The organism is Arthrobacter sp. 01T425 (assembly GCF_056398725.1).
This window is the reverse complement of record NZ_JBFTPY010000015.1, coordinates 37,855-51,243: the sequence shown is the minus strand read 5'-3', so window position 1 is coordinate 51,243 and position 13,389 is coordinate 37,855. Positions and strand designations below refer to the sequence as shown.

Annotated in this window: 11 protein-coding genes; 4 read left to right on the top strand and 7 right to left on the bottom strand. The window is 58.9% G+C overall.

What is annotated here, in order from left to right:
- Positions 1-514 precede the first annotated feature (514 nt).
- Positions 515-1,237 carry a glycosyl hydrolase gene (locus AC1DNG_RS16120; protein WP_476887772.1) on the top strand — a complete coding sequence of 241 codons (723 nt, stop codon included), beginning with the start codon at positions 515-517 and terminating at the stop codon, positions 1,235-1,237.
- A 119-nt stretch (positions 1,238-1,356) separates the two neighbouring features.
- Complete coding sequence (locus AC1DNG_RS16115) at positions 1,357-1,680, top strand: glycosyl hydrolase (RefSeq protein WP_476887771.1); 324 nt, start codon at positions 1,357-1,359, stop codon at positions 1,678-1,680.
- 130 nt (positions 1,681-1,810) lie between these two features.
- On the opposite strand, the gene AC1DNG_RS16110 is transcribed toward AC1DNG_RS16115, so the two are convergent.
- On the bottom strand, positions 1,811-3,154 hold the full coding sequence (locus AC1DNG_RS16110; RefSeq protein WP_476887800.1) for a UDP-glucose dehydrogenase family protein: 1,344 nt from the start codon (positions 3,152-3,154) through the stop codon (positions 1,811-1,813).
- A 182-nt stretch (positions 3,155-3,336) separates the two neighbouring features.
- Positions 3,337-4,665: a BNR repeat-containing protein gene (locus tag AC1DNG_RS16105; protein ID WP_476887770.1), complete on the bottom strand. Its 1,329-nt coding sequence runs from the start codon at positions 4,663-4,665 to the stop codon at positions 3,337-3,339.
- Between the two features lie 177 nt (positions 4,666-4,842).
- On the opposite strand from AC1DNG_RS16105, the gene AC1DNG_RS16100 reads away from it, so the two are divergent.
- The gene (locus tag AC1DNG_RS16100; RefSeq protein WP_476887769.1) at positions 4,843-5,412 is read left to right on the top strand and encodes a glycosyltransferase 61 family protein; all 570 of its coding nucleotides are present in this window, start codon (positions 4,843-4,845) and stop codon (positions 5,410-5,412) included.
- Between the two features lie 617 nt (positions 5,413-6,029).
- Here AC1DNG_RS16100 and AC1DNG_RS16095 read toward each other — a convergent pair.
- Positions 6,030-6,305 (bottom strand): transposase, encoded by a 276-nt coding sequence (locus AC1DNG_RS16095; RefSeq protein WP_476887799.1) that lies wholly within the window; start codon positions 6,303-6,305, stop codon positions 6,030-6,032.
- 158 nt (positions 6,306-6,463) lie between these two features.
- On the opposite strand from AC1DNG_RS16095, the gene AC1DNG_RS16090 reads away from it, so the two are divergent.
- Positions 6,464-6,598 carry a hypothetical protein gene (locus AC1DNG_RS16090; protein ID WP_476887768.1) on the top strand — a complete coding sequence of 45 codons (135 nt, stop codon included), beginning with the start codon at positions 6,464-6,466 and terminating at the stop codon, positions 6,596-6,598.
- Between the two features lie 317 nt (positions 6,599-6,915).
- On the opposite strand, the gene AC1DNG_RS16085 is transcribed toward AC1DNG_RS16090, so the two are convergent.
- The 4 genes from AC1DNG_RS16085 to AC1DNG_RS16070 form a co-directional block, all read right to left on the bottom strand.
- The gene (locus tag AC1DNG_RS16085; RefSeq protein WP_476887767.1) at positions 6,916-9,903 is read right to left on the bottom strand and encodes a glycosyltransferase family protein; all 2,988 of its coding nucleotides are present in this window, start codon (positions 9,901-9,903) and stop codon (positions 6,916-6,918) included.
- A gap of 712 nt (positions 9,904-10,615) precedes the next feature.
- Positions 10,616-11,452: an IS110 family RNA-guided transposase gene (locus tag AC1DNG_RS16080; RefSeq protein WP_476887766.1), complete on the bottom strand. Its 837-nt coding sequence runs from the start codon at positions 11,450-11,452 to the stop codon at positions 10,616-10,618.
- A gap of 18 nt (positions 11,453-11,470) precedes the next feature.
- Complete coding sequence (locus AC1DNG_RS16075) at positions 11,471-11,722, bottom strand: hypothetical protein (protein ID WP_476887765.1); 252 nt, start codon at positions 11,720-11,722, stop codon at positions 11,471-11,473.
- Positions 11,723-11,928: 206 nt separating this feature from the next.
- The gene (locus AC1DNG_RS16070) at positions 11,929-13,380 is read right to left on the bottom strand and encodes a hypothetical protein (RefSeq protein WP_476887764.1); all 1,452 of its coding nucleotides are present in this window, start codon (positions 13,378-13,380) and stop codon (positions 11,929-11,931) included.
- Between the last annotated feature and the right edge of the window lie 9 nt (positions 13,381-13,389).

The following is a 13,389-nucleotide window of genomic DNA, read 5'->3' as shown; positions in this document are numbered from 1 at the left end:
CCGAACCAATTCACTACGCCGGAATAGCGAATGCACCCCTTGACACGCCGCTCGGGCTCCATTCACGGCGGCAACTCCCACGGGCAAAATGCAGTGGTCGACGGTGCCCTGCGGTCGCATTCCCGTGGTGAACCGACGGGGGCATTCATGAAACAATGGAGGTCGAGCCGCCGAGGACGCAGGTTTGCCGCAGTACTTCGCCAGCACAGTGCTTTACCCACACTGCGCTGTTTGACCACCACGCCCTCACGACTGTTACCGGTCCGCCGGGTGATGGGCGCCAGTTCGACCACGATGCCAGGGGGTGCATATGGACCGCAGGACCTTTCTCACCATCCCCCTCGCCACCGGCGCCGCCGCCTTGGCGGCGTGCACTCCGGATACGGCACCCGGGCCCTGGCCGCCGTCGGCGCCGCCCGCGCCGAGTGTTGCTAAGACCACACCAGGAGCCACACCGAGAGCCACGCTGCGACCCCGCCGGCCCAAGCCCGGATATGCGAGCAAGGGCGTCGGTATGCCCCGTTTTAATGGATTCGACTTCGGTGAGCTAGATTCGCTGGACTTGGACTGGTTTTACAACTGGGGAGCAAGCTACCCGTCCCTCCAGCCGGCTTCGAGGCAAGCCGCTGAATATGTGCCGATGATCTGGGGGCGCGGATCTTTGGAGCGGGAAGCCGTCGCGCAAGTACGCTCGGAGGTACAGTGGACGGGCGCCAAACATCTCCTCGGCTTCAACGAACCTGACTATGATGCCCAGGCGGACATGTCAGTGGGCACTGCCATCAAACTCTGGCCACAGCTGGAACAATCGGGCCTCAGGCTGGGGTCTCCGGCTCCGTTTCAGGCGCTGGGCGACTGGCTCAAAAAATTCATGGACCAGGCAGCAGCGAAGGACTTGCAGGTGGATTTTGTCACGATGCACTCCTACGCTTCGCCCCGTGCAGACTCATTCCTGAAGACGGTGCAGAAGCTGCATGAACGCTACGGAAAGCCAATATGGATTACTGAGTTTGCCGTGGCCGATTGGAAAGCCACGGCCTCCTCGCCCTCCCGGTTCACGGAGAAAGAAATTCTGGCTTTCATGAAGGAAACCGTTGCCGGACTCCGGGAGATGTCCTACGTGGAGCGCTTCGCCTGGAAGACCAGGGTCCACGGCGATCCCATCATGGGAGCCTCTGCCCTGTTCCGGAACAACGGGTCGCTGACCCCCACGGGCGAGCTCTACCGCTCGCTCTAGCCTTTGCCGCCGGCCAGTATCTGCTGCTTGGCTCCCCCGCGCCTACGGTAGCGTGAACCGCTGGCTCGCGGAGTCATGGCGAAGGCCAAAAGAAGGGGCCGCGGGTCGATTTCACGACCGTGCACCGCTACGCCTGGCCCGAAGCGGACGACTTCCTCAACAAGGTCACTGAACTGCATGAGAGGTACGGCAAGCCGATCTGGGTGACTGTGTACGCGGTGGCCGACTGGGATGCGACGGCGTCGCGTCCCTCCATCTACTCCCGGGCCCAGAACGAGGACTTCATGGGGCGCCTCCGTGGCCGGGGTGCGAGCGATGCCGTTCGTCGAACACTTCGTCTGGAAGGCCAGGGGCCGACCCTGGACCCCAAGGATGGGATGCTCGGCACTGTTCCACACCAATGGCACCTGACCAGCACAGGCAGGCTGTACGCGTCGCTGTGATGCGCTGAGCGCCTCCTAAGCTGTGGAGGCGACCCTCCAGGTCGCCCCGGGAGCAAGAAATAACCGAGCCCGGTCGAATGAATCGGCTTCATTCGACCGGGCTGAGTTTTTGTCTGTAGCTACAGCTTCTCTAGTTAGCCGCAGCCACGAGGTCCAGCAGTTCGCTCTTGTGGCCGAGCGAGACGATGTCCCAGCCGGCTGCGTTCCACTTCTCGTGGTCCAGGACGTTGCGACCGTCGAACATGCGCTTGTGCGACACAGCAGCCGCCAGCTCCGCAGGATCGACGTTCACGAATTCGTTCCATTCGGTCAGCACCATGACCAGGTCAGCATCTGCCACGGCCGTGGCCAGCGAATCGACATAGTTCAGGCGCGGGTACCGTTTGGCAGCGTTGGCGTTGGCCGCGGGGTCGTAGACGCTGACGTCCGCTCCGCTGTTGAAGAGCCTGGCCGCCACGTCCAGTGCAGGTGAGTCGCGGACGTCGTCGCTGTTGGGCTTGAACGCGACGCCGAGGACGGCTATGCGTTTGCCCTCCAAGGAGCCAAGCAGGGTTTCGGCGACGTGCACCGCACGGTCACGGCGGCGGAGGTTGACTTCGTCAACTTCGTTCAGGAACCTCATGGTGCTATCCAGGCCGAGCTCGGAGACGCGTGCCTGGAGTGCACGGATGTCCTTGGGCAGGCAGCCACCGCCAAAGCCGATGCCGGCGTTGAGGAAGCGGCGGCCGATCCGGGCGTCGAGGCCAATGGCGTCCGCAAGGGTGCGGATATTGCCGCCAACGGTCTCGGTGACCTCGGAGAATGCGTTGATGAAGGAGATCTTGGTCGCGAGGAACGCGTTCGCCGCGACCTTGACCAGTTCGGCCGTCTCAAAGTCCGTGGCAATGAACGGGGTCTCGCGACTGATGGCGTCGGCGTAGACCTCACGCAGAGTGGCCTCCGCGGCGGCCGAGTCTGTGCCGATGACCAGACGGTCCGGACGCAGGGTGTCCTCCACTGCGAAGCCCTCGCGCAGGAACTCGGGGTTCCAGGCAAAGTTGACCTTCACGCCGTCGCGCGCTTCTTCCGCGACGAGGCCCTTCAGGCGACGTGCGGAGCCCACCGGAACTGTGGACTTTCCGACGATCAGCGAGTCCTTCGTGGCCGCGCGGGCAATCGCTGCCACCGATGCGTCCACGTAGGTCATGTCGGCAGCGTGCTCGCCGGCGCGCTGCGGGGTGCCGACGGCGATGAAGTGCACGTCACCGAAGGCGCCGGCCTCTTCAAACGAGGTGGTGAAGCGCAGGCGGCCCGACTCTGTGTGCTTCCGCAGCAGTTCCGGCAGGCCGGGCTCGTGGATGGGCAGTTCGCCTCGGCTGAGGCTGTCGATCTTCTCTTTGTCGACGTCGACGCCCAGAACTTCGAATCCGAGTTCTGCCATGCATGCCGCATGAGTCGCGCCGAGGTATCCCGTACCGATCACGGTTAGTCGCAGTGTCACTAGTCCCCCAGTAGCCGCAGTAAATTTCGTGTCTTGGGCGCAGATGGCGCAACCAAACGGATCCACTATATAACGCAGGGTCGCTATCACCGCCCCTGCAACGCCAGGAGTGATGCACAACACCCTCGGCCGGGCCAAGCAGGAGCAGCAGCAAAAGACCGTCCCACTTCTCCGCGCTAATCGCTGACTGACCGGGACGTTTCCACCAGAATCAATGGTTGCGCGGCGGGAGCCTGACCAACTGGCTGCTGGTCCCGCTGTTCAGGTACCGAGGTGTGCAACATGAACCATTCAGCTCCGGAGTCTTCCGGCGCCCAGCCGTGTCCCGGCGTCAACCTGTCATACAGTCCACCGTCGCGGTAGAACCGGCGGAGCGGGTTCCAAGGTGATGCCGAGTGCTGTGAAGTAACCAACAACGACTCACTCAGCGCTAAAGTCTGCACCTCTTCGTCTCGGCGTACGTCGACTATGACACCCGATGCGGTCGTGACCGGGGGACCAATTTCGAGTTTGAAATCCAGAGAACCAAGTCCGGAGAAATCCCATCGGTAGTCCCACTCAGTGACCTGTCGCCTGATCCACTCATTACCGTCGAAAACCGCTCCCCATATCTGCTGTGAGCCACGATCGTCTCGCTTGTGGTAGACGGCCATCGGCCGCCCATCGGGGAGGAATCCCAAACGAACGTTGTTATTGATGAGCCCACAGCCGGGCCCCACCGGGTCCACCACGATGCGGGCATCATCGACAAGGGGGTGGCCGAGCGACTTTCCACCAGCATCGCTCCACTTCACTAGATCCGCGCTGCGCGCATAGTTGACGGTGTGGGTTGTCTCAGCATCCGGAGAGTCGCGCCACACCCAAAGCAAGTGCCAGCCACCATCTGGCCCCAGAATCGGGGCGTTGGTGTCTATATAGGCATTACGCTTCCCCTTACCCTCGATAAGTGGGCGATCAGACACAGACTCGTATTTGGCTGCTTTGTCGTCCCACCGAAGGCAGACAAAATCTCCGTCGCCACTGGTACCGTCACGGTAAGTGAAGAGCAAGTCTCCGACATTGTCCCGAAGGAACCTGGGGTACGTGACTCTCTGTTCCTTCTCGGCTCTCGATAAGACGTCGAGCCGACGCGTCTCCCGCGATGAATTGGTGAGGTCAACGATCCAGTACTGAAGCGGAGATGCATGCATGTTGCCCGCTACATGAAGGCGCCCGGAGTTGTCAAAACCCAGGTCAACGTAGTTGTGGCTGTCCCAGCCGATGCACGAATCGATCGCCTGGAAACTCCAGTTCGGGATCCCAACAGTTCTGTGGGCGATTGTGAGACGCCTTGAATCGTCGTAGTAGGCAAGGACAAGAGTGTCACCGTGGCGCACTAACGTAGGCCGGATTGATACGTCCGCGACAGCAGAACCGACGACATCGAGGGACGCGACGGTCTGGCCCTGCCACTCGACTCCGATGCGGAACCGCTCGTGGTGCCCAGGCCGTGGGTGCATATTCATGCATACACGCTACATTGAATCAAAGCCGCCCCGCAGCCGCTAGCGAGGAACGTCCCGTCCCGGGCGACCACCGCCCACGACCAGAGCGATGTCCAAATCCACGAGTCGGAATCCGAACAAGTTCAGCCTGCTTTAGCTAGGAGCCCCGGATGCGGTCCGTCTTCTTTTCATTTCGAAATGCTGGAATCAGTCGACATTCGACGCGAAAATATCCTGTATCCAGATGCATCCAAGTCAACATATTTCATAAAAGCCGAAAATTTTATTGCAACAAATATTGGGCGTGATTTTCGGAACTCCCTCGACGCGGGATCTTCATGGGCGATCGACTTCTTGCGTGGGAATCTTTACAAGGAAGAAACTTCGGCGTTTTTGCCGGGTGTTCGCGTGGTGGTAATGCGACAGAAACGAGGAATTGTTTTCTCCGAAGAGGCCTTGTTTTCACTTAGAAATAGAGGATTCATTTTTGTTAGGTTAGAGAGAATGGAGCATGCTGCCCAGGTAGCCCTATTCGCAAATGCAAGCACGGTTATTGCGCCGCGTGGTGCAGGTCTTTCCAGCCTGGCGTTTTGCAAACCAGGAACTCACGTCCTTGAAGTATTCAATGGAGTGTACTGGACCCATGCATTTTATACCGTAGCTCTTTGGAGGTCGCGATTATTCTTGTATCTTCGGAGATTTGTAATATTCTCATCCCAGTCGCCCGATAAACGGGATTGCCATATTGATCAGCAAATAATATTTTAATGGTTTTCTAAGATTGGAATCTAACACACGATTCTCTAAAGATCTTGATCGCAATTCTGGTTATTGTGATAACCTTTATGCGCCTTGCCTAACCAGGCATGGTTAAAGCGTGATCTCAAGCAGGTCCGCGGCCTCCGGCGGCGAGGCACCTGAGTCTGTAGTAGGTGAAGGTCCGGAAGCCATGCGCGATGCATCGGATGGTTTCGAGGCTCTACTTGGCTGACGATGAATTCGGGCTCGCCTCTCCCGGTGCGAGCCTGCAGCCGGCCTGAGCCCACCGGACGCTCCTCCTGCGCGGCAACAACACACTCAGCTGCAGCAGGGCAGCCGGACGGTTGGACGAAGTCTATTCGGTCGTCGACCCGACGGTGAGCTCCAAAGCCGTCTGGCACGTCATGGAAAACTGACTGCTGCGCACCGACAGCGAGACGCGTCGAGGAACTGGTCAAGGCTGCCGCGTGGCCCGAACCGAACAAGCTCAATCGAGACGCCTGCCGGTGGTGGGTCGAAATACAGGTCCTGGCTACCACCGGCGACGCGACTGTCAAGGTCACCCCCATCAAAAATAATGAAACGCCCCGCACTCGGCTGCCGCAGCCCAGCGAACTACAATGCGGTTATAGGGTCTTCCACTTTTGGCGCGACGGCAGGTATTCAGCATGCTTGTTGCGCTGCCTTGTACAACAATCTCCGGAGCCTGTAGTGGCCCGTCTGAGGTCTTTGGCGTTGAGGTTCGCCGCCTCGCCGCGAGCGTTCGTGACCCTGGCCCGGCAGAACGTTAAGAGCTCCCTGCGCCGGTTTTTCAGCGTCTGGGGTAGGGATTTCGCCGCCCGCATTCTGGTCGCTTTGACGGCGCGTTCGAGCTCGGCCCAAGCGCCGTGGAAAGCGTCGATGTGATCGGTCTTCGGCGGCTGGCGGCCATATTCCTTGATGCCCCAGACTAGGAGGCCGCGACCCTGGAGACGGCACGCGGCTCTGCAGAGAGGCCGGCCACCATACTGGCCACCAGCGTGCTGGTCAGGCGGGAACGCAGCGGGATCTCATCGGTGGTATGCACGAAGGACCGGCGCGGGCACCCCTCTCCAAGGCAGGCCAGCCGACGCTTGCGGACAAGCACTTCCAAGGGCGCCCCGCCGCAGTAGACGTCCCGAACGCTGTGGACCGGGCGGGCCTGGATCCGGAATGAAAACACCCCGGAGTCAGGGCAGGCACCCACCCTCTCCACCGGTTCGACCACCACTATCCGTAGGCATGCCGCGCACTCCGCGGAGAGCACCTTCATCCGAAGGACACCACGCTAAAAGTTGATGAGCAGGTAACGGGGAATCACTTCCCCGCCGACTGCGGCGAGCGAACGCAGAAAGGCTCCGTCTCTGTTGCAGACGGAGCCTTCCAACGGCAGATAGCGGACGTACTCATCCCATCAGTGCGGCAACGCTAGTCTAAGAACCCAGTTCGGGCCAGTCCCTGATTGCTTTCGAACCGCTTTGTCAGAATTCAAGGTCAGCTCGACCTTAGCGTACTGACCAGCCCCCTAACGATTTCTTCCTCAGCAGAGTCTTTTGACCGTGAGTCGGTCGGCCCCCAGGGCGCAACCGACTGGATGAGACGAAGATACTCCTCCTGGTGCACGGAAGCCGAACGTCGCAGTTTGACCTGCGCCGGCTGCCCTCCCTCATCAGACCACTGGGCGAACTTCAAGCTGACAGCATCAACAAAATCGGCTTTAGACGGGCACACGGTTACAGAATCGATATCCGGGTCGATTCCTTCGACCTGAGTAGCAATGGTGGGAACACCCATGGCCCGATACATGTGCAACTTCATGGGGTTCATGAAGTTGGAGACGTCGTCCGGCACATGTGGCATTATCGCCAACTGCGCATTGGAGAGCAACGAAAGCGAGAATCGCTCGGTCTGAGGTCCGTGATACAGGACATTCCGAAGCTTCAGAATTTCGAAGAAACCCGATGGCGCTCTATCTGCCGCACCGACCAAGTGCACGACGATTTTCTCGCTTATCTCGGCAGTAGAGCGAATTGTGTCCCAGTCGATTCGGTCATTCATATTGCCGCTGTACACGACGTTGAACTCGCCAGTTTCACCGTGATCACGAGCGATGCTTCTCATTCCGGCCGGAGGAGCATACCAGTTGGGAATAATGTGTGTGGGGACATCACTCGGAATAATGTCTGCGTCAGCGAAATACTCCATATTCACGGCAGAATTGAACACTGCAGCGTCCGCATTGGTCAGCATAGTGTTGTACTGCAGCGCGATTTGGCGGCCGCGATCAGTGTTGAGATTACTCCAGGAGAGCTGGTTATCCACTACATCGACAATTTTGGTATACGGAGAGAAAAGATCCTGAAGCTTTTCGTAGAATCTAATAAACGGGAAGAGAACAACCACCGTATTGGCCGGAAGCATCGATCGATTAGTCAGGTACTGGAAGACCCGGCCCTCCAAGGCCGCACTGGAACTAAAGTCGATCATGTCGTAGCTGACCCCATCTGCGTCAACACATACATTATCGATCTTGCGGTCAGCAGACGTCAATACATTTCCTGCATCAGACATGTGGCTAGACGAGCGCTTTACGTATTCCTCCCCGTTTTTTTCATGCCACAATTCCAAGACACGAACATCATGGTCGGGATAACGGTTCTTATAAGACCGCGCGACCTGGTCAATGCGTCGCCCGTATATACCGGCGTCATGCTGTTTCCACAGAAGAAGGATCCTGGGGCGAGTAGCGATGTCAGCGTCGCGATCTTGCCACAGGACGGAATTGGCGAAAACCTCCGCCGCACGCGGCTGCTTGGACGCTTCGGCCTCGGCCGAGGCAAAGCCCTTATACGCACCGGCCAGCGTAAACTGTGGCGGGAGGGAGATATCGCCCCTGAAGGCCAGAGCGTCAACGACCTTCTGCGGGAAACTGACCTCATCAAAGGCAAAGACACCAGGGGTATCCACGAGGTCTGCCACACTGGGACCGTTCGGAACTAGCACCGGACGTTTGACTGCCAGCCCGTCCCCGATTTTGGAAGTGATCTGATACCTAGTCACTTCCTCGTCTTGGCCGTCGGGGGAAGGGAAGCCCGTGAGGACTAGGTCCATGCGTGACAGCTCGGAGTACAGTTGAGCCGCCGGGACGATTCCTTTTAGTTCGACGCCGTGCTCTAGTAGCTCCTTCTTCAGAGTTTCAGGCTGCACGTCTCCGTAAACGTGGAACTTCAGGTTCTGCTTATAGCGCCAATTGATTACTGCAATCGACTTCGCAGCCGCAAGTATGTTTTTGTGAGATCTCACTGTTCCGATGAAGCCAATGTGCTTGGCGGAAATATCGGACGATTCCGCGGACGAAGCTATTTCGGGCGCTGCCGCACGCGGTGACGTTTCAGGGGCTTCGGCCCGAGCGTGGCGCACAATTTCGCCCCCGTACGATTCGCGGAGCGTAATACTTGCCACGGTTCGAGCCTGAACGCGGTTTTGATAGTACTTGCTTTGTCCCAGTCCAGATGCGCCGTAAATCTTCATCCGCGACGGAACAGATTCTGAAAAATGGTCGTCGTTGTCGTCCAAGTCAAGAATCAGCTTTGCATCATCGGCTGCAATCTGCGATGCTAATTCAAAATTCGGCAGGCGCGGTTTGCAGATCCACACAGTCGGAAAGTTAACGTTCATCGCACGAAGCATTCGGTGGTAGCGTGCTCGGTCACCCCAGGGAATAGTCAGAAGGGGGACATCATTCTCAGCCAGCGGTTTCCAAAGGCGTCCACCGAACTCCCCGAATAAATAAGTTAGAATCGCCGCAGGTCGACTGGTCTGGGCAATATCGTAGAGCACTTTAGCTCTGCCGATCGGATTATGGGCGCCGTCCCAGGATGTGATCGCGACTGCGTCGCTCTGTTGGGAAATCTTGGCAATACGATCAAGCTGGCGGAAGACGCTGAGATCCGAGACCGGGTGTTCAGCGTATTCGTGATGGATCTTATGAAGTTTCTGGCCGCTAAGGGCAAACAACTCGATCCTGGCGCCTACCGCCGCACCGTCGATCTGAAACTGAAATCCTGTCTTCCCGGTCACCCCCAAGGCAGCTTCAACGTCCGTCCGCTGAGCGGGCCATTCAACGAGGGTGGCGGGACGGCCATCCACCATGAGAACAGGCGTGACATCCCGAGTCGGCGAGTAGAGCCAGCCAGTAACGCGGCGCCCCTCAACCTTGTTGATGCGGCCGTGGGCGATGCCTAGATCTGTGAGTGGCTTTGATTTTTCGTTTCTTGCCGACGACATGTTTGGTGGCGTTCCCTGTTCTTTGGACGTTAATGAACCGCCCCCAATGGTAACAAGATGCGCCGTCCGCCCCACTCTCCTGACATGTGCGTTGACGCACAACGGTCTCGTCATTCCATTTAAGCGCCGTACACAGGCGGCCCGCACGTCGGCGGGACAGAGCGCCAACCGGGAGCCGCCCAGATGATTTCCCACCGGCGCCAGCGTTCAGGCAGGCCGCGCCGATTGCTAGGCTCCCTTCCTAGAAGCCGGGAATCCGGCGGTCCGGTGATTCTTCTGGCCGGCTATCGATAGTAACCGGCACGTGATCGGCGCGTTGCGATCACCGGGACCCTTGCACGGTTTACGGCGGGTTCTCTTGGATTGCAGCAGAATGCCGTCCTCCGCCGACGCACCCTCAGACGGGGCACAGACTTTGCGATCATGCTCCTCGTGGCCTCCAGCATCAGATAGGCATCGACTTTGCAGACCTAAGGACGCTTTCGTCGCCGCTCCCCTCGGCGGTGACGGGACGGCAACCGTGGGTCTCGGTCGACTTCCGTCGGCGCTCCCGCCAAGTGATGGGGTGGTCCCGCCCGATGTCGCCGCCGGTCTCACGCTCCGTCACACCTGATATGTAAGGGTTCTTTGTCAAGAGGGCAAGGGTGAGCGGTCCAAGGCTGGTTTGTCTTGGACCGCTCTTCTTGTGTCCGTTCGCTGTCTGGTCCCGGTGACTGGCGCGTCATGATCGACGGCGCTGTCAGACTGATATGCGCGGGTTGGTTACCGCAGGACGAGGTGTTCGGCTGGAGGGGTGCCGCTGGTCTAACGATGTCGGGCGTCACCAGTGTTTCGCCGGTTGTCCATAGGTGTTTCGCGGGTCTCCTCCACGCTGCCAAGCCGCCGGGATCGGTAGGAACGGCCACGTCTATTCATCGGTCCATGGGTGCTCCTGTTGGACGGGGGCGGCGAGGGACCAGCACCAGCCGGCCAGTTCGCGGGCGACGGCGACGTTCGCGATGACCCGGCGATTGTGCCGGACTTCGAACTGTTCCCATTTCCGGTGCAGACGGTGGTTGCCCTGGTGGCCGCGGACCCGGGAGGCCTCATCGGCTGCGTCCCAGCGCGAGCGCATCTCCTGGCTGACGTGAGTGTAGGGCCGGCGGTGGTGCCATGCGGCCTCGACCAGCAGGAGGCGGGCGTGAGTGTTCCCGGTCTTGGTGATCGCACCCTGGGACCGGGAAGCACCGGAAGAATGTTCGGAGGGAACCAGCCCCCGATAGGCGCCAATAGTGCTGCCGGTGAAGCGGGTCCAATCACCGATCTCCACTGCCAGGCCCAACGCGGTGAGCACTGAGATTCCGCGCAAACACATCAGCGCATGGACCACCGGCGCATAACGGTCGGTTGCGGCGAGGGCCGTGATCTTCGCGTCCAAACGGTTTCTGCGCTCCAGCGTCAGTTCGGCCGCTTCAAGGCTGGATTCGTAGGCGGCCTGCAGGGCAGGATCATCGAACCCTTGCCGGTGCAGCCAAGTGTGGTGGGCATTGGTCCAGGCCTGTCCGCCCGAGTAGACCAGGCCGTGGCGCAGCGGGAGCTTCGAGATCCGGTGCCTGGCCCGCATCAGATCCGCGCGGACGTCCTCGCGGGCACGCACCAGATCCCGGGCCGCCTCATCCGCCAGGTTTGGGACCCGAACCGGGTCTATCTGTCCCAGCAGGGCCAACCGGGCCAGATGTTCGGCATCGCGCGCATCGGTCTTCACCCGGTCTCCGGACGGCCGTTAAAGCTTCGACGGGGCCGCGACCACGCACTCGATCCCTGCACCGGTCAGTGGCCGGGCCAACCCGAATCCTGTCGGACCTGCCTCATAGACAACGAGGACCGGCCCCGGCAGCGCGGCGACCCATTCGGTGATCCCGGCATCGTTGTCGGCGAGGCTCTGACGCAGGATCTCGCCGGTTTCACGGTCGATCGCGCAGCCTTTCACACTGCGCGCATGCACATCCAAACCAATATAAGTACGCTTATTCATGACTGGAACCTCCAGACGTTCAAATGTGGCTCTACCAGTCCACACCCCGCACCAGATTGCGGAACAGGCCGTGGACGGGCAATCCACGAATTCCTTTGAACGGGGTTCCAGTCCTACGTCAGGCGAGCACCACAGTTCATATCGTCTAACTGGATGCGAACGATGATGTCCGTCCTGGCCGCAAACGTCATGCCCGGCGCGCCGGGTTAGTTGATCTCTACCTTGCGCCCCGTAGCGTAGTGCGCCGGCAAGTCCAGGTACTCGTCGTGAAGCTCCTCCAAATAAGCTCGGTCCGCGAGGCCACAGAACCCATTACGGAACCGCTGTCGAAATAACCTGGCATCCTCCCGTCTGAAATGACCCGCCTCACGCTCGGAACGGCGGAAAACCTTTTCGGAGTCATTCTCGACGAGAACACATTCGGGTGCATAAACGAACCTATTCTGTGCACGAGCGATTACGGTAAGCTCGTTGTCAGCCCGGTGGGATTGGTAACCTCCGTAAAGAATTTCGTCACCGTAGAGGCTGTAGGCCCAGGATTTTTCCACCATCCCAAACGCCGCAACCCTGCCATGCCACTTGCCACAGTTGAAAGCCAGCAAGGACGTCTTCTCCTGACGGATTCGGTCATAAGCGCTAAGCAACCAGCCGTCTCCAGGCCACGCATCTTGCGCGAGATACACAATATATTGAGCAGAACTCCGCCGTGCAACCTGGTTGAGCGTGGGGATAAAACCTTGTCGACCAGTGTCGACCGCCAGTACAAAATCAGCGGGCAAGCCGGACCTTTCTATAAGCAGCCTCGCCGTCCGGCGTCCGGCCTCAACATCTATACAAGGCATAACCACACATACGTCTTTAGTGAAAAGAAACGAGTCACCACGATGTAGATCGGGGGTAGAAAGGATATGTAGCGACTCTTGGGGTGGATCGAGTTGTGTAGCGCTGGAGGCTGTACTGCTAACATCAACGAGCAGGAAGTCAATTTCAACCCTATATTCAGGAGCTCTATTTTGCTCAAGCACTTCTTTTCTCAAGGCTGAGGTCAAAGCAAACAAATTTAGCCAGCTCCGGTCTAAATTGCACTCTCCAGACAGGCGACCAGTGTTTGCATAAACCGCTTCGGCGACGCCGTCGGCCAAGCTTGTACATGCACTCTCTAGCCACTTGGCCCCGGGGAATGTTCCTGCTTTCACAATAAGTGAATATTTAGCTTTGGTGGCACCGAGTATCTCGCCAATAGATGTTTCTATTGAAGACGCTTCATTACCCTGAATCAGCACCACCATACCGATGGCAACGCTTGCTCTTCTGGATAACAACCGAGCGGTCTGGCCAGCTTCTGCAAGCGACTCCGCCACAACAATCACGAGTACCGTCTGAGCAGGAATGCGTTCCCTATAAAGCGCAGATTCTGTGGAGGCTACAACTATTGGTGATTTCTCCTCCCCTTGGAGCTGACGACCCAAATAGCCCAGGTTGAAATCGATGTGCGTCCTGAGTTCAGGCGTAGCTTCCCTGGCTGCCGCGTATAGCAGAACGGCATCTTCTTGGCGTCCCTCCCGCAGGGCAAGGTTAGCTAAAGCGAACGATGACGTTAGAGCTTTCATACCGGAGATGATCTCACACCGGCCGCAGGCGTCGGTATTCTTCTCCACCGGACTTGG